Genomic DNA, 21,331 nt, shown 5'->3' with positions numbered 1-21,331 from the left:
GTGATGATCTCCTTTGAAGTGTAGGGAACAAAGGATGCCTATGTAGGAAGTTACGAGTCCCCTGGATAATGTAAACCGAAAGCTTCTAAGATTCTCTCATCATATGTTAAAAATTACTTAACCTGCAATACCGGAATTACGGTAAAAAGCAAAAGGAGCCGCTTCACTGCAAAGTGAAACGGCTCCTTACACCGGTTAGCTTGGAATCTCTCTTTAACGGAATCAATTTTATAACTCAAATTGATTTTAGCGGTTATCGATTTTTTCCGGGTACATATCGTGCTGGAACAAGCGCTGTGTGGCAAGCTCTTCATACTTGGTTCCCGGACGGCCATAGTTGCAATAGGGATCGATGGAAATTCCGCCTCTTGGTGTAAATTTACCCCATACTTCAATGTAACGCGGGTCCATCAATTTAATGAGGTCGTTCATAATGATGTTGACTACATCCTCATGAAAATCTCCGTGATTGCGGAAGCTGAACAGATACAGCTTCAGTGATTTGCTCTCGACCATTTTAATGTCTGGAATGTAGCTGATGTAGATGGTCGCGAAGTCAGGCTGGCCTGTAATTGGGCACAGGCTGGTGAACTCCGGGCTGTTGAATTTCACGAAGTAATCCCTGTAAGGATGCTTGTTATCGAAGGTCTCCAGAATATCAGGATCATACTCAAAATTGTATTTCGTTCCTTGATTGCCAAGCAGGGTAATATCCTGCAGTTCATCGGATTGGCGTCCGGCCATGGGTATCATTCTCCTTGTGTGGCTGAATCTGATTGGTTACGCTAAGTTGATCGAGGAAGTTTACTGAAACGTTGAGTTCAAGAAATTCTGCCTTAAAGATTTGCAGGTGCACAAAGGCGTTCGGTTTTTGGCTGAATCACTCCGGTTGACTACGTCAAAAGTCGTTCTTCATCCAAAAACCTCACTACGCTTTAAACCACAAAGCTTCCATAACACAAACTTCAGTAAATTCAAAAGCACTCGATTCGCTGGGACCAAATATCTTCAGCTTATTTTAAATATGCAGGGGCGTTGCTCACTGAAATTACGCTCGCTAGCCCAATGGAAAAGTGTTTGGTTTTGAGTGACACTCAATCTTAGCCATTGTACTGGAAATAAGTTGCGTTGCTACACCCCGCGCTTATTACCCCACACCAACGTGTGCAGCTGCGGGAGTACTCTCACCTCATTCATATCAGGCAGCTCCATCGTTCGGTCAATCAGCCATTCATAACGATGCAGCAGGGAAGAGACATGATTGTCAACGTCACCGGTGACATCCGGGTTACCTGTTTGCAAGTACATGGATACTTCCGGGTAGCGTTTATGCACCTCACGCGCATACTCCAGATCCTTCTCATCAAATATGACGACTTTGAGACTGTAGGCCTTGTCACTCGTACGATTTGCAAGACGCTGTACAATCTCATCAAGCTTCTGCCAGTCGGTTGTCATCCCTGAGCTTGGCGGCTTTGGTGATAACGTTACTTCATTAATATCTAGCAGCCAATCCTGCCATCTGGAGCCTTGGGTCTCGACGGCGGTTCGAATGCCTCTAGCTTGAAGCAGCTTCACCAGCTCTCCAATCTGAGGCAGCAATGCCGGATTCCCTCCGGATATGGTCACGTGAGAGAAACGGTTACCAGCAATAGTTGTTAGCTCACTCCAGATGTCCTCACTGCTGAGCTGACGAATCTGATCCTTGGCACTCCCATCCCAGGTAAACGCCGAGTCGCACCAGGAGCAGCGGTAATCACAGCCGGCGGTTCTGACGAACATCGTTTTCTGGCCGATGACCATTCCTTCCCCTTGAATTGTAGGCCCAAATATTTCTAACACGGGGATCGGACGACTCACGGGAGATTTCCGCTCGGTTTGTGCTGACGATAAATCTGTGCTACTCATCAAGCATCCACTCCCGTCTGACTTCCGCATAACTGGTCGGTGTCTCGAACAGTCTCACAAATTCGGTCCGTCCGCCTTCGATTTGCGATTGGTATGGCTCGCTCTGCAGAGCAGCCTCCATTTGTTCATAGATCCATACGACCATATTTTCCGCTGTTGTGTTCATGGCAGGCAGCGTTTCATTCAAATACTGATGATCGAGATGGCCTTCAATTTGAGTCTTCCAAATTTCTTTGACATCACCGAAATCCACGGTAATCCCGGTTTCACCAGGAATGCCGCTGATGCCGAAGACGACCTTATAGGTATGGCCATGCAGGTTCTTGCATTTTCCCTCATAGCAGTGCAGATGATGCGCCGCGTCAAAGGTAAACTCCTTGCTGACAAGGACCCGCTTCCGGTGGTAGCGGAGCTGCTCTTGCTGAATGTCCTCACCTATACGCTGCAGCCGTTCTACAATCCGAAATGTGCCGGGTTCTGGTTTCATCACTGTACACCGCCTCGTTTAGTCAAATATTCATCAAGTCCAGCTTTGCGCAGCTTGCATGCAGGGCATTCTCCACAGCCATCGCCTTTAATGCCGTTGTAGCAGGTTAATGTCCGCTCGCGAACGTAGTCAAACGCACCCAGCTCATCCGAGAGCGCCCACGTTTCGGCTTTATTTAGCCACATGAGCGGAGTATGAATGACAAATTCATAGTCCATAGCCAGATTAAGCGTGACGTTCAGCGATTTGACGAACACATCACGGCAATCTGGATAGCCGCTGAAATCTGTTTCGCACACACCTGTAATAATATGACGTGCGCCTTTTTGCTTAGCCATTACTGCCGCGAAGCTTAGGAACAGATGATTTCTGCCGTCTACAAAAGTACTCGGAAGCTGTCCGTCTTCCTGCGTAATCTCGATGTCACTGCGTGTGAGCGCATTCGGGGAGAGCTGGTTCAACAGGCTCATATCTAGCACGGTTTGCTCTACGCCAAGATCGCGGGCGATATCTGCGGCCACCTCGATCTCCAGCTTGTGCCGCTGTCCGTAGTCAAAGGTGACGACCTCCACTTCAGCAAAATGCTGCTTCGCCCAGAACAGGCAGGTGGTGCTATCTTGACCGCCGCTGAATACGACGATTGCTTTTTCATTTTTAAACATAAAAAAACCTCTCCATCTTCTAGAATTTGCGTGCCGTAAATACAGTACGCTTCAAAGGAAGAAAAGAAAGGTTCCCTAACTCGTTCAACAAAAAACAGGCCTCTGCTCTGCTGGCAGGGCTCTTATATAGATTGACGATTCAAGATGATAGGCATAAGAAAACAAACAATCCGGGTAACTCTAACCAAGGTGTATCGCAGCAATCCGTCAGTAGTGTTATAGGCCCAGACAGTATATTTAAAGTTCATCTTTGACAATCTGTATAGTTTTTTATAGAGGGAGTTCGCGAACCTCTCCCATGGATCTCATCCATGGATTTCAATTTTCAGTTGTCATAATAACGAAAGAGTACCCATTGAGCAGTACTCCAGTAAGTATTATAGCAGAAAAAACAAACATTAGAAGTTATTTTTCATTATCAACATTTTACAAACTATTTGATCCATACATTGCCAAAGGGCAGCATTTCGCGCATCAGCCGCTTGAAGAAGCCCTCGTCGTTTATATCATCCTCCAGCTTCTGATTCTCCCGGCCAGCCTGAAACAGAACGGTGCCATGTCCCGTCATCTTCCAGTGGTAATTCATATGCTGACTGGCAAGATGATTGCCGTACACTGTGAGCTCCAGCTTCGCGTTCTCCGGATAGGCAATGATGCTGCCTGCATCGACATACAATGGAGCGGTTGGATGGAGCTCTTGTTCACATACCTGGCCTTGGGTTAGGATACCGATCGTTCCCTTGCCGGAGAACTTCATCTTGATCGCATCCCGAGTAATGAGCATGTTCTTCAGCTTGAGAATCCGGGTCTGCATTTCAATCCCATCACTATAGAATAGTAAATGCCGAAAATCATACAGCAGATCGCTGTGCTCATCAAGGTCGATTCTTTTCATCGTAATACCCGGAGGAAGGGCACATACAAACTGGCACGGCCCGGTCATTTCAGAGCGAATCAGCTTTCGTTTGCGGTACATGCCCTGAATGTTCGTGAAACGATCGTTCCGACCGCTTGACGGCCCCCGATAAGCAACGATCTGCTGAGGATGGAGGATATGAAGCTTGTCATGTTCCGTCAGCGAAAAAGTCGCTGCTTGTCCGGTTAAGCCCGGGGCATCCATACTTTGTGAAATTTGCATTGGACGAGATAATCTCCTCTATTCGATTGATAGTCATTGTGTTAGCTGTGATCCTGCCAGGATCTAGCGTCTTGAAGCTCGGCGCATTCGGAACCGAATGACTCTGATGAGGATAAAATACCCGATGATGAGCAGGACAGCAGCAATAGCCGTATTGATGACTTTTTGCTGCGTAGCCTTACGGTCAGCCTCAGCCTGCTGCATCTGTGAAACCAGCTGATTCAGGTTGTCATTCTGCTTCATGAGCTCCTCGTTCTGTTTGATCAGGTCTTCGTTTCTCTCTTGGAAGGCCTCCATGTTCTGCTTGGCGCTGTTCAGCTCATTCATTGTCTGCTCGTAGCTTTGCTGTAATTGATTGACTTCCTCAGGGAGCTTAGAGTACTGCTCGTAACCGTTATATAGATTCTCCCAAAACCCGGCATGTGTTCGGGTGTCTGATATGAATAGAGTGATACTGTATAGGACCATCGTGAGAAGAGACAGCTTCATTCCTGTGTTTCTCATACAATTCACCACCTTAATTTCAGAATACATACAAGTGGTTGTTACCCGCTGTGAGTGTAGCAAAATCTGTTATTTTATACGGGATTATTATATTAATTGTTTCATATTTCACCATAGTTTGCTAATGAAAAGTTTGTAACGTTCTTGTTTAGTCTGGTGAATGAGAGGGTAAGTAGAAGAAGGAAGGATACGAACGTTCAGCTCATCATAGTCTGTTCCATGATTGCCTATGATTTTATGCGAAACAACATATATAACAAATGAGGACACAAGGAAAATAGAAGGAGAACGATAACAATGATGAACAATCAGATGGAGAAAGAAGCACACAAAACGATTATGATTACGGTAAACGGAGAACCGGTAGGAAGCGGATATGTATTTGACGGCTATACATTTGCTCCGATTGATAACGAGCAATTGAATACCGAAGATCATATATTGACGGTGTAATGAACACGAATAAATTCCTCGAGACAAGCGAAGTCATATTATAGAATCGAACAAGTGACATATACCATGTTATAAACCGCTAATCTTAGAGATTAGTGGTTTTTGTCGTATCAAGTCGAATTAAAAAAGCCGGAAAGCGTAAAGTCACATTTTTTTGCAATATTTTATACCGAACATATGTTCCGTTACAATCTGTTGTCGATTTGTCCTGTTAGTATTAAGAAAAGCCTTACAGGGGAGGAGAAATGATGAGTTCGATATTGGACGTATTTTGTACCTGGAATCGTGAAGTAATTTCTGTCTCTGGAGAAAATTCACTGTATTTGCTAATTGAGTGGCGCAGCGGTCCTCCTGCAAAGAGACAATCCAAGATCATGCCGAAGCTCTTATATCGTGATGTGGAGCTGCTGCTTAAACCGGAAGAAGGAGTCACTATTAAAGAGATACACGGAGCAAGAGCCAAGGAAACGGATGCAGGCTGGGTATTGCAAATGGGAAGCGCTTATAAAGGGAAAACCAAAACATTGCTTCTTGAGCTTGCAGTGTCTTCACAGTCTGCCGGCAAAAAATCAGTATGCTCCGCATACTGGAGTGCCTTCAAGTTGAAACAGGAGCAGCGTGTTCTCTTGCGCAGGGAACAAATATATCTGCAAATTTCGGCTCACTTGGGGCTCATGAACAAGCAGCCTGATCCGAGAGTCCAAAAATATGTAAAGCTGAGTGAAACGACAGGAATCATGAAGCAGGCATTGCGTGCTTTTGAAAGAGGAAGAAACGAAGCCGGCTGCGGGATCATTAAGCGGCATACGGATGAGCTGCTGATTATGGCCGTCAGATCCGGAGATTTAGAATATTATCGTGAAGCCCAGATTCTGATTCAATTAGGCGAATATTATGAAATGACATACGAGAAGTTAAATGATGAAAATATAGACACGGTCAGAGACTCATCCGGCACCTATTATCTTGAAGAAGATGATGAAGATTTTATCGAGAAGCAAGCAAAATAATGAGATCCGAAGACGAACAATGATAGAACGATGCCTTCAGTTGTCTGCAGCGTTTATTATCGTATGAAGATATACATAATGAAATAAAGGGTAATAACCGATATAAGTCTAAAGTACTATGTGAAAGGATGACGATAAGGATTTACCTAGATAGAATGGACTATATGGAGGAAAGGTTTTATCACATGAGTTCATTTTAAAATGTTAAATTTATCGTTGCAGGAGGATATCGCATGACAGAGCGACTTATTCGATTAATGCGCATTATTACCTTGGTACAAGCGAAGCCTGGTATCTTGGCCAGAGAGCTTGCTGAACGCTGTGAGACGACCGAGCGCACAATCTATAGAGATATGGATGCTCTTAGTGCGATGCATATTCCGGTTGTAAATATGGGGCATGGCCGGGGATATCAATTTATTAGCCGATTTGCTCTTTATCCGCTGAATTGGACGGAGGAAGAAAATGCAGCCTTTGCTAAAGTCGCGGAGGAGATGGATCAGATTAAACCGATCCTGCCCTCCGCTTTTGAAAGTGCTTATGAGAAGGTGATGGCTGCAAGCCTGAAGAAGAACAACGAGCGAGTAGAATGGGCCGAGCAATTTGTAGCGGTTATGAAGCTTGGAGCCGGTTATGACAGCGAGCAGGATGAGAAGGTGCTCGTGTCCATCGTTCAAGCTTGTGTATATCAGAATACGATGGAAGTGACTTACTCATCGCCAGCGGAAGATACAGAGGGGTATATAGATGCCGGATCGGGAGACAGATTAAGAATAGATCCCTATTATCTGCTTCCGAAGGACCATCATTTTTATGTAATCGGTCATTGTCATCATACGAATCGTGTTGAAGCGCTGCGGATGAGCTGTATCAGAGAGGCAGAAGTAATGACACTGACATTCCGGCGCGAAGCGGCGGAACTGCAATCGTTTTTTAAAGAAACATGGTCTGTACATAGAGGTCATGAGCACACTACATACAAGGTTCGATTTAAGCCGCATGCTGCAGATCGGGTCAGAAGAAGTGAAATGTTAGTACAACCTGTGTTGATAGAAGAGCCAGAAGGAAGCCTGCTTCTAGAGGTTATCTTAAATGATCACAAGGAGTTCATGGACTGGCTTGTCCAATATGGATCAGATGCTGAAATTCTCGAGCCCCCGCAGTGTCGAAATGAGTTGCGAGAGAGGCTCAAGACTTGGCTGGCGTTATATGAGAATGAGGGTGGCATAGAGGCTTAATCTTACGAATCGGACGATCCCAGCAATTTTGCCAGATCTCCAAATGGATTGTGCTTGTCTTCATCTCCGCTGGAATATACGAGCTTGGATTTGGTTCCTTCCTCTTCGGCTGCATTATTCAGCTCCAGTTCTAGTTGATTGAAATGATGGATGAATACTTTGGCTGTATTGAGAGCGTCATCCAGTGCCCGGTGCTGAGTTCCGTCAAATTCGATACCGCATAACATAAGGGCTTGACTAAGACCAAGCTGGCGTGGGCCGCCTTCTTTACGGAGGGCGCGGGAGATTTGTTTTTGTACATCGTTATGATTAATGATCCAGTCGACCTTCAATTGATGCGTACGGCAATGGGATACGAACTTGCTCTTATCATCCGGGCCCCATGAGCATAGATAGTAGGATTCAGGAAGCCAGTTAATGAATTCTTTGACTGCTTCGGGGAACAGCGGAGCTGCGTCGATATCCTTTTGCGTAATGCCTGTAAACTGGATGGTGTCCGTAGAGAGCACCGATTTATTAGAAGGTCTTACAAACGTATGGAATGTATCGATTACAGCCAGTGTGCCGTCTTCACCCACGGGAGCTACCTTAACTGCACCGATATCAATAATTTCAGATGTGTAGCGTGTGCTTCGACTAACGGTAAATTCCAAATCATAAATAATATAATTCAACATGATCAATAACTCCTTTCTGCTGCAAGATGAGGCCTGTACCCATTACTATATTACCTTTTAGATGCAAGCCTGTCAGCGTATTTTCTTTCCACTTTGTGATTAGAATGCAAGAAGTGAGCACGATATATGGAAAAGGATTGACAATAATCAGTAAATCTATTATTCTGCTCTTTAAAATGTGAACAGCGATGAATAAGGACATGGTATAATGCTTAAGCCTCCTGTCAGAGAAGAGATCCGTTAGTGCTGAAAGATCTCCAGGTCAGCTTCTTATACTCCTACCTTGGAGCTGCATGTGGATACGATAGCTTGTTGTATTCATCTGCCGGGTGATCGGCACGTTAAGCCGAAGTAGAGGATCTCGCTTGAAGGAAGGGCTTGCCCCTGTCTATTCGAGCAAGATTAAAATTAGGGTGGTACCACGACACTTTCGTCCCTGACGAGAGTGTCTTTTTTGCGTTTATTACACACAAGGAGGATCATAGGTATGAAACAAAGTCAGCTGCTCGCCCCAACTTTAAGAGAAGCGCCTGCAGAAGCGGAGATCAGAAGTCATAAACTGCTGCTTCGATCAGGAATGATAAGACAAACGGCTTCCGGAGTGTACAGCTTCTTACCGCTGGGGAGAAGAGTACTTCTTAAGATCGAGCGAATTATTCGAGAAGAAATGGACGGTATTGGTGCACAAGAGACCTTGCTGCCCTCCTTGCAGCCGCTTGAGCTATGGGATGAATCCGGGAGATCAGCCGATTATGGACCAGAGCTGATGAGATTAAATGATAGGCATGAACGTCCTTTCGCACTGGGTCCCACACATGAAGAAGTAATTACATCACTTGTACGTGATAATGTACAGAGTTACCGCCAGCTGCCCGTTACGCTCTATCAGATCAGTACGAAATATCGGGATGAAAGGAGACCACGATTTGGCGTACTCCGCGGCCGGGAGTTTACGATGAAGGATGCCTATTCGTTCTCGTCGAATTATGAGGATTTGGATACGACATATGCGGCAATGGCTCAAGCTTATTCCCGTATATTTACACGCTTGGGTCTGAGATTCAAGCAAGTTGAAGCTGATGCCGGGACGATTGGAGGCAGTGGCGAGACCCATGAATATATGGCACTTGCAGACATAGGCGAAGATACCATTGTCTCCTGTACTCATTGCGAATATGCAGCCAATTTGGAGAAGGCGAGGTATGGAATAACTCCGATTCACGATGGAAATCAAGTTCTAGATGAGAAGCAGCATAGAACTACGGCTAAGGTGAAGGTACACACGCCGGGTATGAAGACCATTGGCGAAATTACACAGTTTTTGCAAACCACACCTCAGGATGTAATCAAGACCTTGCTATATGTTGCTGATGGCAGGCCTGTCGCAGTGCTTATTCACGGCGACCATGAGGTCAATGAGATTAAACTGCAGAAGGTCCTTGGAGCACAGCCCCTTGAACTCATGCCGGAAGAAATGAGCAGAGAGCTTAGTCTGCCTGTTGGATATCTGGGTCCGTATGACCTTTCCATGAAAGTCATTGCAGACCATACAGTCACGAAGATGAGAACAAGTGTGACAGGTGCTGGCGAGAAGGACTATCATTATGTTCAGTCCGTTCCCGGCCTGGATTTCACATGGGATGAAGTTCATGATGTGCGAAATGCGGCAGACGGTGATACTTGTCCCTCATGCGGAGCAGCACTTTCCTTCGAGCGAGGGATCGAAGTCGGTCATATATTCAAATTAGGCACAAAATATAGTGATGCAATGGGTGCTTCTGTCCTGGATCGAGAAGGGAAGCCGCAGGTTCCTGTTATGGGGTGTTATGGAATTGGAGTATCGCGTCTAGTAGGAGCAGTGGCAGAGCAATATGCTGAGGACGGGATCATGCACTGGCCTGCGGCGATTGCCCCCTATCATGTGCATATTATTCCTGTATCAAGTAAGGATTCGGCCCAGATGGAGCTTGCTGATGAAATGGAGAACGCCTTGTCTCAGCTGGGGCTTGAAATCTTGGTCGATGATCGCAATGAACGGCCAGGAGTCAAATTCAAGGATGCCGATTTGTTCGGGATACCGCTAAGAATTATCATAGGAAGAGATGCTGCCAACGGACGAGCGGAATGCAAACTCTATACCGATACGTATCCTGAAGGAAGTCTGGAATCCAGCCTTTCTCAAGCGGAAATTATCGATCTGGCGAAGCAGCATATTATATCTAATTTGTGATAGTCGAATTGGTTAATATAATATATTCGATTCTACAAAGTTTGACCCTGCCATATATCCTAAACTTGATATAGAGGGAATCTATTATTTTTGTTGCTAAGCATTAAATAGCTAGAGTCAGAGAAAAGTCCTGAACTTATGTTCAGGACTTTTCTGACTTTTATGAATGGCTCCAAGCTTAGATAAGAAACTAATGTCGTATGATATTCTTCGTCTAACTTATCTCGTGGGTTTGCTAAGATGAGTATACAATGTTTAGTGTGACTTAGTACCTATTCGGTACATAAATAATTACATATGCCACACTGGTTTCACTCCTAAATAATTACTATATAACTATAATATCGGACTTTTATTTAGAATATTAATAGTTATTTTGAATTTTTATAGAATTTTTAGGATTTAATATAGAATCCATGACTATTGATCTATCTGACAAGTTTCTTATGAAGCGGAAGGCAGCTTCAATGTCTGGCCAGGATATATCCAGTGCGCATTTTTAATCTTGTTGAGCTTTTGGATCGTCTGCCATGTTGTACCGTGCTTTTTCGAGATCGAGTAGAGCGTATCACCGGATTTAACGACATAAACTTTTGGCTTCTCGACCGAAGGCGTTGTTGGTTTCACTGGTGTTGCCGGCTTGGTCGTTGTATCGGGTTGTTCCTCTTCAACGGGTGCTTCAGGTGCAGGTGTCTCTTCTACAGGCGTAGTTACTGTAGGAGCTGCAGCTTCCGCAATTCGTCCGTCTGTATTTACCGCTGCATTTCCGAGCTTCTGCAAATGTGTAATTAATGCTTCGTCCAGAGAACCGTACATACCGGCTTGAGCGTACTTGGTAAACATTTCGTATTCATCACCGCCGACTGCAGTGAAATCATTCGTAGCCAGCATATAAGTTGCTTCAGGATCGATAGGCTCGTTGCCTACCATTACGGAGTGCACACGGTTTCCAGGTTCTTTGGATGGATCAATCTTGAAGCTGAAACCGGATATCTGTGGGAAACCGCCGCTGGCTTCAGGGTAGCTTTTTACCCCATTCTCAAGAGCAGCAATGACGTCTTCGCCTTTAACATTCAAAGTAACGATCTGATTGCCAAACGGCAGAACGGTAATAACCTCGCCTTTGGTCACTTCGCCCTTCTCAATAGAAGCACGAATTCCACCGCCGTTGGTAAGAGCAATATCAGCACCGGAAACTTCAAGGAGTGCATCCGCGATCAGATCGCCAAGATTCGTCTCTCCAGCGCGAACCTTCTCACGTGTGCCTTCCAGATCTGTGGTAATGGTGGCAACGACTTCATCCAGAATTGGCGCTTGATCTTCTGTAACAGAAGCAACAATTGCGGCTACTTCCTCATTAGGAGCAATACCAGCGGCTTCCGCTTCATCAATCAAGGTTGCTTTCTTGGAGACGACTTTGCCTTCGTCTACCCATAGATCAACGACGCCGACATAATTCGTATATTCGCCAGCGCTCGCAACCAGTGTTCCATTATCTGCAACAAGTCCATCCTCAAGCACCGTGTGGCTGTGCCCGTCGATATAGATATCAATGCCGTCGACTTCGTCCAGAATGTCAAAGGTGTTGTCCACATCTGAATCATCCTGACCGATGTGTGCAAGCATAACGACAACATCCACTTCATCACGAATTTCATCTACATATTTCTGTGCTTCATCGGAAGGATCGGTAAAATCGATCTCCTCCACGTTCTTAGGATTTGTCTTATAGGCGGTCTCTGGAGTTGTCAATCCAATAATACCGATCTTCACTCCATCTACTTCTTTAATAATGTATGGCTCGTAAAGGCTTGTCCCATCTTTTTTGAGTCTCACGTTAGCACTGATCGTTGGAAAATTGAGCTTGTCAGTCAGTGTTATAAGATGTTCCCAGCCATAATTGAATTCATGATTTCCGGGAACGAAGGCATCATAGCCCATCTCGTTCATGACTTTGATAATGCTCTCTCCATTGACCAGAGTAGCGAAGGTCGTCCCATGTACTGCGTCACCTGCATCCAGAAACAGGGTGTTTGGGTTCTCAGCACGGTATTTGTCGAAGATCCCTGCCACTTTGGCATAGCCCATATTCGGTGAAGACTCTACCGCACGGGCGTGTGAATCATTGGTATGTACAAGTGTGATGTGTGTCCCGCTGTTGTCTGGTGTAGAGACAGCCGCGGTTGTTTCTGAAGCGGCACTGGCTAATCCTAAAGAACTAAATAATAGTGCAGTAGCTGCAGCTGAAGATAATGCTGTTTTCCATTTAAACATAGATGGTCAACCCTCCCAAAAATTTAACTTAAGCACATTCTATCAAAGAAATTAAATATAATCTTCATTATTTATGTAAAATATCTGCCGCTAATATGACGCGAGGGTCTTTTTTCGCAAATTGTTACAAAATAGCTCATAAGTTGAACCGATTTCAACATACCTTGAGTGATTCAGACGTGTTTTTCTACATTTCACTTCATAACCTCTACCATATTATCCCTTTGCAGCTAGTTTCCTATTCTGTGTTTCAGCATTCATACGACGAAGCAGGTATGGGATTAATCTCCGTCTGGGGACGGGGTCCATTTCATGCTTGTGGTTCAGACCCTGAACCGACGATGAGCAGCTGCATTACAGGTACAATGAGATCAAATAAAGGGATAGGGAGAGGATCGCTGATGAGAGACGAAATAATGATGAACATGGTGCGTATGGAGGAGCTTAAGATTCAATTTCTAGGACATGAGCCGCAGTCTTCAATACGTAATCAATGGTTTGAGAAGCCGTCGGCAGCTAAGACCCAAAAGACCCGCATGTTACTTGCTATCTCAAGCCTATTCAGAAGGAAGTAAGGATCAGGATCGGATTATTAAAGAAGCAGGCGACATAAAATAACATACAGAGGCGAATCTTCCTGTTAAGAGGGATCATTCGCCTTATTCAGGTTAAATCAAAGTCAGAATACATTACATTAAAAATAAATTATAGAAAATCATGATAGAAAACCTATTGAAATTTACCAATATTTGCTGTAAAGTATGGACAACTTATCACACTTTACCCTGCTCGCAAGATATTTCTTAAATTTAAACCTCACTATGTCAAACAAAGAGACATACTCCGATTTCGATTCTAAACATCTAGAACTTCTCACTTAATTCTAGACAATTCTTAATGACGGTACTTCACTCACTTAAGCTTTTTGTTTCCCGTTTTCGTTTTAATCTGATGGGCATACACTGTAATTCATTGTCGCTATACCCTCCCTTCACTTTACTGAGGTATGGAAATGGATTTGCCAGATTGTTATTTGACCTAAGCTCAATTCATACAATGGTGACACTTGCTTCATAGCATTCACACTTGCATAGGTGATTACGGCATCTTGCCGCTCACATAGATCTAACCTGCTTACTTATACTTTCATTCAAAAAAGAGGGGATCATCATGAGTGAACCTGTACTTCGAATTGAGAATTTGAAGACAAGCTTTATGACAAGCAAGGGGGAGGTGCCTGCTGTGGATGGCGTTGATCTTGCTCTCTATCCTGGTGAGGTTGTTGGTCTTGTCGGAGAGTCGGGCTGCGGTAAGAGCATGACCTCCTTATCGGTCCTCCGACTTGTGCCAAGCCCTCCAGGAAAAATTGTGGAAGGAGCCATCTATCTCAAAGGACGTGATCTTGTTCCGCTAAAGGAAAAGGAGATGTGCCGAATTCGCGGCAAGACCATCTCTATGATTTTTCAAGAGCCAATGACATCCTTGAATCCGCTCTTTACCATTGGGCAGCAGATGATGGAGACCCTTCGTCTTCATGAGCGCATCAGCCGTAAGGAGGCCATGAGTAAGGCGGTCAGTCTGCTTGCCGATGTCGGAATCTCTCGTCCTGATAAGGTGATCAGCCAGTATCCGCATGAATTATCTGGCGGTATGCGACAGCGGGTCATGATCGCGATGGCCATCTCTTGCAACCCGGAAGTGTTGATTGCAGATGAACCGACAACAGCGCTTGATGTAACAATTCAGGCCCAAATTCTCGATTTGATTCGTGCAAGGAATAAGAAGCACGGTACAGCCGTGCTGATGATTACTCACGATTTGGGCGTCGTGGCTGAGATGTGTAATCGGGTTGCGGTCATGTATGCAGGCAAGGTTGTCGAGCAGGGAAGCGTAAGGGACATTTTTAGCCGGCCTCAGCACCCGTACACTCAAGGCTTGATTCGCTCTGTTCCGCGGCTTGCCGATTCCCGGGACCGGCTTTACTCCATCCCGGGACAAGTGCCTGTTATGAGCAACAAGATGAAGGGGTGTCGTTTCTCTTCCCGCTGTCCTCATGTAATGGAGATTTGTACAGAGCAGCTGCCTGAGCTTGTGGAACGAAGCACAGGACATTCCAGCCGATGCTGGCTGGAGGAGCTTCCACAGGAGGATGCCATATGACCGAGCCTTTACTGAATGTCACCAGTCTGAAGAAATACTATCCCATCCGCAGAGGAGTGCTCGGAAGATTCAGTAAGCATCAGGAGCTAGTGAAGGCGGTGGATGGCCTGTCCTTTAAAGTGAACCGGGGGGAAACCTTCGGTATTGTAGGAGAAAGCGGCTGCGGCAAATCTACGGCCGGCCGCTCGCTGCTTCGACTCATTGAACCTACCGAAGGCAGCATCCGCTTTGACGGAGTCGAGCTTACGGAGCTGGATGAGGAAGCCATGCGGCGGAAGAGGAGAGAGATGCAGATCGTATTTCAAGATCCGTATTCTTCACTTGATCCTCGTCATTCGGTTGGCCGAATTCTAGAGGAACCGCTCAAGGTGCACGGCATTGGACAAGCTGCAGAGCGCGAAGAACGCGTACGTGAGCTCATTGATGTCGTGGGGCTGAACAAGTCTCATATGCAGCGCTATCCTCATCAATTCTCAGGCGGCCAGCGGCAGCGTATTGGTATTGCGAGAGCGCTCGCCTTGCAGCCGAAGCTTATTTTGCTGGATGAACCCGTATCCGCACTTGATGTCTCCATTCAATCGCAGGTCGTCAACCTACTGCAGGATCTTCAGGAGCAGTTTGCTCTGACGTATATATTTATAGCCCATGATCTTAGTGTCGTGAAGCATATTTGCGACAAGGTGGCTGTGATGTACTTGGGGCGGATTGTAGAACTTGCAGATAAGAAGGAGCTGTTTGACAATCCACAGCATCCCTATACGAAGGCGCTCTTATCATCTGTTCCAGAACCCGATCCTTTCTTGAAGAAGGAACGGATTGTACTCACCGGCGAAGTGCCGAGTCCGACGAATGCGCCTCAAGGCTGCGCTTTTCATACACGTTGTCCTTATGTAATGCCCGTATGCCGGGAAGAACGACCGGCTTTACTTGAGACGGACAGCAGACATTTTACGGCCTGCCACTTATATGCAGAATCAATTGAATCATAAACATAGGGGGAAATGGTAGATGAGAAGTCGTAAGCATCAGCGAGTATTAGGGTTTGTATTTGCGGTCATGATCATGATTACAGGCTGCAGTGGAGGGGGAGGAAGTACCACTGACCCAGGGAATTCCACAGAACCAGAAGCATCTGAAGGAACACCTGCTGCAGAAATACAGACGGAGCTTGTGATGGGAAGAGGGGGCGATTCCGTTGCGCTCGATCCGTCAATTGTTACGGATGGAGAATCACTGAAGATTACACAGCAGATATTCGATACCCTTCTCGGGTATAAACCGGGAACGACGGAGGTTGAAGGAGAGCTGGCCGATAGCTGGGAAGTATCCACTGATGGGTTGAAATATGTGTTCAACCTGAGACCAGACATCAAATTCCATGACGGTACAGAGTTTAATGCAGAGGCCGTTGTCTTCAACTTCACCCGCTGGAACGATCCGAACAGTGAGTTCAAATTTGAAGGGGATTCGTATGATTACTACGATTCCATGTTTGGCCCGGATGGAAGCCGGATCATCAAGGAAGTGAAGGCTATAGATCATCTGACCGTTGAATTTACATTAAACAATCCACAAGCTCCATTCCTGCAAAATATTGCGATGCCTTCCTTCGGTATTGCGAGCCCGACAGCGATTCAGGAGAAGAAGGAGAACTTCAAGAGCGAGCCGGTCGGAACCGGACCGTTCGTCTTCAAGGAGTGGAAACGGAACGATTCAATTACCCTTGAGAAGAATGCCGAGTATTGGAAGGAAGGCTTCCCTAAGCTTGAGAGAGTCATTGTTCGCTCCATACCTGATAACACGGCCAGATTTAATGCATTGCAGAACGGTGAAATCGACCTGATGGAAGATTTGAGTCCAGATCACCTGCCAACGCTTGAGAGCAACAGTGAGCTGCAGAAGATTGAACGGCCGCCATTTAACGTAGCCTATCTGGGCTTTAACTTTAACAAGGAGCCGTTTAATGATCCGAAGGTGAGAATAGCGCTGAGCCATGCAGTTAATAAGCAGGGAATTATCGATGCCTTCTTCTCCGGTCAAGCGGTACCGGCCGTGAATCCGATGCCGCCGACACTGTGGGGCTATAATGACGAGATTCAGGACTATGAATACGATCTGGAAAAAGCAAAGCAGCTGCTTGCTGAAGCCGGTTATCCTGACGGTCTTCCAGGAGAATATACCTTCTATGCGATGCCTGTGCCGCGTCCGTACATGCCGGATGGAAGAAAAGTGGCGGAGGTAATCCAGGCGGATTTTGAACAGATCGGCGTAAAGGTAAATATTGAGTCACCAGAGTGGGCGACTTATCTCGATGATCTGCAGGCAGGTGAGAAGGAGGATATCTTCATGCTGGGATGGACTGGAGACAATGGTGATCCAGACAACTTCATCTACACGCTTCTGGACAAGGATGCCATTCCAAGCAATAACTACACCTACTATTCAAGTGATGAGCTGCATACCATCCTGGTCGAAGCACAGCAAGAGACAGATCAGACTAAGCGTGAAGAGCTGTATAAGCAGGCCCAGGTTATTATAAAAGAGGATGCGCCATGGGTACCTCTCGTGCATACGACACCGCTGCTTGCAGCCACAGCCAATCTCAAGGGACTTGTACTTGCGCCGACAGGCAGTGAATCGTATGAATCGATCTATTTCGAATGAGGAGCTCAATCGCTCGGGTAGGATGATGAAGTTTGAATAGCGATGAAGGCTAAAATAGCATAGCCCACGGCCGCAGTTTACTGCGGCTTGTTCTTCTTCTCTCTTTATATAACAATCCAAATTGACTACAGGCAGGTGAGAGAAATCGGTACATATATTGTCAAAAGACTTTTAGTCCTTATTCCTGTGCTGCTGGGGATGACGATTATCGTATTCTCGATTATTCACGCGATCCCCGGAGACCCTGCGGAGACTATCTTGGGCGAAAAGGCGACAGAACAATCCAAGCAGGCGCTGCGCGATCAACTCGGGCTCGACAAACCATGGTTAGAGCAATATTTTGCTTACTTGAGTGAACTTGTACGCGGTGATCTTGGGGAGTCCATCCGTACCAAAATTCCTATTGCCCAGGAAATTGTCCCTTATCTGATGGCAACGCTGGAGCTTGCTCTGGCAAGTATGATCTTTGCAGTCGTCATTGGCTTGAATGCAGGGATCATCAGTGCTTGGCGGCACAATTCCTGGTTTGACTACATTTGTATGGTCATTGCATTAGTAGGGGTGTCCATGCCGATCTTCTGGCTTGGTCTTATGGAGCAGTGGTTATTTGCTAATGAATTGAAGTGGCTGCCTTCAAGCGGTCGGATGAATGTACGAGATCCCATCGAGTCTGTGACCGGTCTATATGTCATTGATGCGATGATATCCGGACGTTTTGATCAAGTATGGACTGCAGTGAAGCATCTGATCTTGCCGAGCATTGCGCTGGGAACCATTCCGATGGCCGTCATTGCCCGAATGACACGCTCCAGCATGCTTGAGGTCATGAGCTCCGACTATATCCGAACAGCGAGAGCGAAGGGCATGAGACAGTTCTTCGTCGTATACAAGCATGCGCTGAAGAATGCTTTTATCCCTGTGCTAACGGTCATTGGGCTGCAAATGGGAATGCTGCTTGGCGGAGCTGTGCTAACAGAGACAATCTTTGCCTGGCCGGGTGTCGGCAGGTACATCTATGATGCGATCAGCTTCCGTGATTATCCTGTCATCCAATCCGGGATTCTGATCATTGCTTTTATCTACATTCTGATCAATCTGATCGTTGACCTCTTGTATGCGGCGGTTGATCCTCGAATCCAGTACAAATAGGAGGGACGGATATGGGACAAGTCAGTTTAGACAGCGGTAAAGCCGGAGTTGAGGCAGCTGAAGAAGTATCCGGTCCTTGGCGTGATGCGCTTCGGGGAATTCTTCATCACAAAATGGCAGTGGCAGGGCTCATCATTCTAGTGTTTTTTATAGGCGTCGCGATATTCGCGCCTCTGCTTACTCCCTATGATTATAAAGAACAGGTGCTGGCTGACCGGCTTAAACCTCCATCTGCTGAGCATTGGTTTGGTACCGATGATCTGGGCCGTGACGTATTTACCCGTGTAGTGTTTGGGGCGCGGATTTCCCTATGGGTGGGCTTTGCCTCGGTTATCGGTTCCATTGTCGTAGGGACCATGCTCGGCATTATTGCAGGATATTATGGAAGATGGCTGGATATGCTGATCTCCCGTCTGTTTGATATCCTGCTTGCTTTTCCAGGCATACTGCTCGCGATTGCCATCGTTGCCATTCTGGGGCCTTCCTTATTTAATGCGCTGGTGGCCATCGCCATCGTTAACATTCCGACCTATGGAAGACTTGTCAGGGCGAGAGTGCTTTCTTTGAAGCAAGAAGAGTACATTACAGCAGCGAAGTCGATTGGCATGAAAAATGGGAGCATCCTCATAAGTCATGTCCTTCCGAATAGTCTTACCCCCATTATCGTGCAAGGCACGCTCGGAATTGGAACAGGGATTCTGGAAGCTGCTGCACTTGGATTTCTGGGAATGGGGGCGCAGCCTCCTTCTCCGGAGTGGGGGAAGATGCTGTCGGATTCGAGACAATTTATCCAGACGGCACCGTGGACTCTGATTTTTCCAGGCGTATCCATCATGTTGACGGTGCTTGGGTTTAATCTATTGGGAGATGGGATGCGGGATGTTCTAGATCCGAAGATGCGCAGATAAGGATTACAGCTCTTAATTCTGTAACAGATGAAAATAGTAATCTGAAATACAAGTTAAAATACAATTTGAAATAAGCCGCCTCTCGTATAGAGAAGTGGCTTATTTCTTTCTATAAGCATCAAATATAGTGGAAGAAGCTGTGGCTGGAGCTAGTGAAACTATACGCATTGGGGTTATACTTGAAACAATTTTATAAATAAAATCTTCTCTTCATTCATTATTGTACAATTGTAGAATTCTTGGAATTGGAGTTATGGTGAATCCATTTCATAACTCATTAAAAAGGTTAATTTGAAACTATATAGACAAACTACACCGTTATGATCTATATATATTCTTGATTACAGCAGCTAAAGGCATTATGAAAATGATTCGGGTAATAAATAAGATCAGAGACATGATCCTCATACATGTGGAACGTTCAAATAATTGGAGGAGTAATATGGAGAAGCTGAGAGAACATAGACGATATGCTGAAGTTAATAAATCAGAAGGATCACGGGCGACGTATGAACGCGACTATTCCCGTCTTATCCATTCACCAACCTTTCGAAGATTGCAGGGCAAATCTCAGGTGTTTGGAGCCGGAACGGGGGACTATTATCGGACACGTCTGACACATTCACTTGAGGTCGCCCAGATTGCGCGCGAAGCGGCCAAAAGTCTCTTAAGACGCTACCCTGATGTCGAAGAGCTTCGTGCCGATAATCCTGGACTCGTCATTGATCCGGAGGTCGTCGAATGCGCCTCGATCGCCCATGATTTTGGACATCCCCCGTTCGGTCATAAAGGTGAGGAAGTACTGGACAGTATTTTGAATGACCTGATCGAGGATAAGGTCTTGTCGATCGTAGATCCCAGTGGAACAGGGAAGTCTTCGACCCATCAGTATCGAACTATAGAAGAGACGATGCGCCGTAAATACGAGCATTTTGAAGGGAATGCCCATAACTTCAGGCTGATTATGTTCCTGGAGAAGCGTGAGAATATTGATGGGCTTAATCTCTCGGATGCGGTGCTTCTGGGTATCAATAAATATCCTTATCCCGGCACGGAGAATAAGAAGGGCATGTACCATCATGAATGGAGCTATATCAAGGAAATACGCAGCGAATGGGGCATCCCGACAGGTCAGAAGACCTTGGAAGCCCAGCTGATGGATCTATGTGATGACATTGCGTATTCCGCGCATGATCTGGAAGACGGAATCAAAGCTGGGAAGATCGAGGTGCATGAACACTTCCTGCATGATCCTTACGTCAAACGGCTTATTGTGGACAAGATTATGACATTGGATGATCCATTCTGGTTGGGGTGGATGCCTGAGAAAATAGAACCCAAAGTAGATGAAGTGCTGAACGAATTCTTGAGAATCTGGAATGAGAAGCTTCCTGGCTGTGATCATGACTACTCACGAACTCGGCGGGAGGTCAAAGCGTATTGGGTCAGCGCATTCGTAGCCGCTCTCGGAATAATCGATACAGGGGACTGGAAGAAGGTGACCTTCATGAAGGAAGGGAAGGAAGACCTGGACATGCTTCGTACAGTGAGCGTGCTGAAGAGCTTTGCATGGGTGACGATGATCAAGGATCTAAGGGTACAGCGTCTGCAAAAAAGAAGCGAGTGGATTATCCGCAGGCTCTGGCACGCCTTCAATGATCCGGTTACTTCGAAGGCTATTATTCCAACAGATTGGCTGCAGCGGTATGAGAAGGATCAAGCTCGTCCCAATCCCATATGGACCTGGGAACATATGATTATCGATTATATTGCTGGGATGACGGATGCTTTTGCCGAGAAGATTTATAATGAGCTCTATGGATTGAAGGTCGGCTCCATTTATGACCTGGATTAAATAGATAAGGAGAT

Annotated in this window: 19 protein-coding genes and 1 riboswitch; of the genes, 11 read left to right on the top strand and 8 right to left on the bottom strand. The window is 46.0% G+C overall.

What is annotated here, in order from left to right:
- Nucleotides 1–246: 246 nt before the first annotated feature.
- From queF to ACFQ3J_RS14035, 6 genes are all read right to left on the bottom strand, one after another.
- Complete coding sequence (gene queF / locus ACFQ3J_RS14060; protein WP_090726156.1) at nucleotides 247–744, bottom strand: preQ(1) synthase; 498 nt, start codon at nucleotides 742–744, stop codon at nucleotides 247–249.
- A 387-nt stretch (nucleotides 745–1,131) separates the two neighbouring features.
- Complete coding sequence (queE, locus tag ACFQ3J_RS14055) at nucleotides 1,132–1,908, bottom strand: 7-carboxy-7-deazaguanine synthase QueE (protein ID WP_251582231.1); 777 nt, start codon at nucleotides 1,906–1,908, stop codon at nucleotides 1,132–1,134.
- A complete protein-coding gene (gene queD / locus ACFQ3J_RS14050; RefSeq protein WP_251582230.1) occupies nucleotides 1,901–2,395 on the bottom strand; it encodes a 6-carboxytetrahydropterin synthase QueD in 495 nt (164 codons plus the stop codon). The genes queE and queD overlap by 8 nt, the downstream gene beginning before the upstream one ends.
- Nucleotides 2,395–3,057 carry a 7-cyano-7-deazaguanine synthase QueC gene (queC, locus tag ACFQ3J_RS14045; RefSeq protein ID WP_091153644.1) on the bottom strand — a complete coding sequence of 221 codons (663 nt, stop codon included), beginning with the start codon at nucleotides 3,055–3,057 and terminating at the stop codon, nucleotides 2,395–2,397. Before queC ends, queD begins: the two co-directional genes overlap by 1 nt.
- Before the next feature lie 256 nt (nucleotides 3,058–3,313).
- Nucleotides 3,314–3,357, bottom strand: a riboswitch (PreQ1 riboswitch).
- A gap of 133 nt (nucleotides 3,358–3,490) precedes the next feature.
- Entirely contained in the window at nucleotides 3,491–4,195 is a 705-nt protein-coding gene (locus ACFQ3J_RS14040; RefSeq protein WP_091153646.1) for an AIM24 family protein, read from the bottom strand.
- 63 nt (nucleotides 4,196–4,258) lie between these two features.
- Nucleotides 4,259–4,699, bottom strand: coding sequence for a hypothetical protein (locus ACFQ3J_RS14035; protein ID WP_251582229.1), 441 nt, complete (start codon nucleotides 4,697–4,699; stop codon nucleotides 4,259–4,261).
- 297 nt (nucleotides 4,700–4,996) lie between these two features.
- Between ACFQ3J_RS14035 and ACFQ3J_RS14030 the strand changes: the two genes are divergently transcribed.
- From ACFQ3J_RS14030 to ACFQ3J_RS14020, 3 genes are all read left to right on the top strand, one after another.
- Entirely contained in the window at nucleotides 4,997–5,152 is a 156-nt protein-coding gene (locus ACFQ3J_RS14030) for a hypothetical protein (protein ID WP_170862330.1), read from the top strand.
- 245 nt (nucleotides 5,153–5,397) lie between these two features.
- On the top strand, nucleotides 5,398–6,162 hold the full coding sequence (locus tag ACFQ3J_RS14025; protein WP_139236934.1) for a hypothetical protein: 765 nt from the start codon (nucleotides 5,398–5,400) through the stop codon (nucleotides 6,160–6,162).
- A 233-nt stretch (nucleotides 6,163–6,395) separates the two neighbouring features.
- Nucleotides 6,396–7,400: a helix-turn-helix transcriptional regulator gene (locus ACFQ3J_RS14020; RefSeq protein ID WP_251582227.1), complete on the top strand. Its 1,005-nt coding sequence runs from the start codon at nucleotides 6,396–6,398 to the stop codon at nucleotides 7,398–7,400.
- Between the two features lie 2 nt (nucleotides 7,401–7,402).
- Here the strand turns inward: ACFQ3J_RS14020 and ACFQ3J_RS14015 are convergent, their stop codons facing one another.
- Complete coding sequence (locus ACFQ3J_RS14015; protein WP_251582751.1) at nucleotides 7,403–8,074, bottom strand: 3'-5' exonuclease; 672 nt, start codon at nucleotides 8,072–8,074, stop codon at nucleotides 7,403–7,405.
- Nucleotides 8,075–8,564: 490 nt separating this feature from the next.
- Between ACFQ3J_RS14015 and ACFQ3J_RS14010 the strand changes: the two genes are divergently transcribed.
- Nucleotides 8,565–10,307, top strand: coding sequence for a proline--tRNA ligase (locus ACFQ3J_RS14010; RefSeq protein ID WP_251582225.1), 1,743 nt, complete (start codon nucleotides 8,565–8,567; stop codon nucleotides 10,305–10,307).
- Between the two features lie 444 nt (nucleotides 10,308–10,751).
- Here ACFQ3J_RS14010 and ACFQ3J_RS14005 read toward each other — a convergent pair whose 3' ends face one another.
- A complete protein-coding gene (locus ACFQ3J_RS14005; RefSeq protein WP_251582223.1) occupies nucleotides 10,752–12,581 on the bottom strand; it encodes a 5'-nucleotidase C-terminal domain-containing protein in 1,830 nt (609 codons plus the stop codon).
- A 401-nt stretch (nucleotides 12,582–12,982) separates the two neighbouring features.
- Between ACFQ3J_RS14005 and ACFQ3J_RS14000 the strand changes: the two genes are divergently transcribed.
- From ACFQ3J_RS14000 to ACFQ3J_RS13970, 7 genes are all read left to right on the top strand, one after another.
- Nucleotides 12,983–13,156, top strand: coding sequence for a hypothetical protein (locus ACFQ3J_RS14000; protein ID WP_251582221.1), 174 nt, complete (start codon nucleotides 12,983–12,985; stop codon nucleotides 13,154–13,156).
- Nucleotides 13,157–13,751: 595 nt separating this feature from the next.
- Nucleotides 13,752–14,741: an ABC transporter ATP-binding protein gene (locus ACFQ3J_RS13995; RefSeq protein ID WP_251582219.1), complete on the top strand. Its 990-nt coding sequence runs from the start codon at nucleotides 13,752–13,754 to the stop codon at nucleotides 14,739–14,741.
- Nucleotides 14,738–15,730 (top strand): ABC transporter ATP-binding protein, encoded by a 993-nt coding sequence (locus ACFQ3J_RS13990; protein ID WP_251582217.1) that lies wholly within the window; start codon nucleotides 14,738–14,740, stop codon nucleotides 15,728–15,730. The genes ACFQ3J_RS13995 and ACFQ3J_RS13990 overlap by 4 nt, the downstream gene beginning before the upstream one ends.
- A gap of 19 nt (nucleotides 15,731–15,749) precedes the next feature.
- The gene (locus ACFQ3J_RS13985; RefSeq protein ID WP_251582215.1) at nucleotides 15,750–17,405 is read left to right on the top strand and encodes an ABC transporter substrate-binding protein; all 1,656 of its coding nucleotides are present in this window, start codon (nucleotides 15,750–15,752) and stop codon (nucleotides 17,403–17,405) included.
- 144 nt (nucleotides 17,406–17,549) lie between these two features.
- Nucleotides 17,550–18,554, top strand: coding sequence for an ABC transporter permease (locus ACFQ3J_RS13980; protein ID WP_251582750.1), 1,005 nt, complete (start codon nucleotides 17,550–17,552; stop codon nucleotides 18,552–18,554).
- Between the two features lie 11 nt (nucleotides 18,555–18,565).
- Nucleotides 18,566–19,462, top strand: coding sequence for a nickel transporter permease (gene nikC / locus ACFQ3J_RS13975; RefSeq protein WP_091153669.1), 897 nt, complete (start codon nucleotides 18,566–18,568; stop codon nucleotides 19,460–19,462).
- A 442-nt stretch (nucleotides 19,463–19,904) separates the two neighbouring features.
- Nucleotides 19,905–21,317 carry a deoxyguanosinetriphosphate triphosphohydrolase family protein gene (locus ACFQ3J_RS13970; protein WP_251582212.1) on the top strand — a complete coding sequence of 471 codons (1,413 nt, stop codon included), beginning with the start codon at nucleotides 19,905–19,907 and terminating at the stop codon, nucleotides 21,315–21,317.
- The last annotated feature ends 14 nt before the right edge of the window (nucleotides 21,318–21,331 follow it).

The sequence above is a fragment of the Paenibacillus provencensis genome, from assembly GCF_042678545.1.
Taxonomy (GTDB): domain Bacteria; phylum Bacillota; class Bacilli; order Paenibacillales; family Paenibacillaceae; genus Paenibacillus; species Paenibacillus provencensis.
The sequence above is the reverse complement of the archived record's forward strand: the minus strand, read 5'-3'. Positions and strand labels throughout refer to the sequence as shown.